Source organism: Burkholderia alba, assembly GCF_034721475.1.
GTDB classification, from domain to species: domain Bacteria; phylum Pseudomonadota; class Gammaproteobacteria; order Burkholderiales; family Burkholderiaceae; genus Burkholderia; species Burkholderia alba.
Map to the genome: position 1 here is coordinate 1 of NZ_JAWJWL010000167.1, position 573 is coordinate 573.

Here is a 573-nt window from a genome sequence, read left to right on the forward strand (position 1 = left end):
TCCAGCGCACGACTCGTCTCGTCATTCGTGAAGAAATCGTGGGCCTTACGAGCCAGTATTGGCCACATAATGAGACATCAATTGATGCTACAATTCGTGCCTACAGAAAGGAGATTTGTATGCGTACCACCATTGCACTTGATGATGACTTGATCGCCAAGGCCCAAGCCTATACAGGCGTAGAAGAAAAATCTGCACTCGTGCGCGAAGCACTGAAGGCTCTGATCCAGCGTGAGGCCGCAAAGCGGCTCGCAAATCTTGGAGGAAGCCAACCAGGCGTCAAGAGCGTGCCGCGTCGCCGACAGGACGTTAAATGATCATCGTTGACACGTCGGTCTGGATCGACCACATCAATGCGGCCGATCCTATGTTGATTGCGTTGCTTGCCGAGGAGCGTGTGCTGATTCATCCCTATGTGGTCGGGGAGATTTCACTCGGCAGTTTGCGCAATCGTGAAGTCGTGCTTGGAGCATTGCTTGATTTGCCGCACGCGCCGGTTGCGACTCCGGAGGAGACTTTTTATTTGATCGAACGCGAAGGTTTGTTCAATCGGGGAATTGGATATGTAGACAC

Annotated in this window: 2 protein-coding genes; both read left to right on the plus strand. The window is 52.4% G+C overall.

Annotated elements, in window-relative coordinates; all coding sequences use genetic code 11:
- Positions 1 to 119: 119 nt before the first annotated feature.
- The gene (locus tag RZR99_RS33035; RefSeq protein ID WP_323123859.1) at positions 120 to 317 is read left to right on the plus strand and encodes a type II toxin-antitoxin system VapB family antitoxin; all 198 of its coding nucleotides are present in this window, start codon (positions 120 to 122) and stop codon (positions 315 to 317) included.
- A partial coding sequence (locus RZR99_RS33040) for a type II toxin-antitoxin system VapC family toxin (RefSeq protein ID WP_323123858.1) occupies positions 314 to 573 on the plus strand: 260 nt, incomplete at its 3' end. The genes RZR99_RS33035 and RZR99_RS33040, both read left to right, overlap by 4 nt.

Coding starts and splice junctions, on each gene's coding strand:
- RZR99_RS33035 (WP_323123859.1), top strand. CDS start 120: ATGCGTACCACCATTGCACTTGATGATGACTTGATCGCCAAGGCCCAA.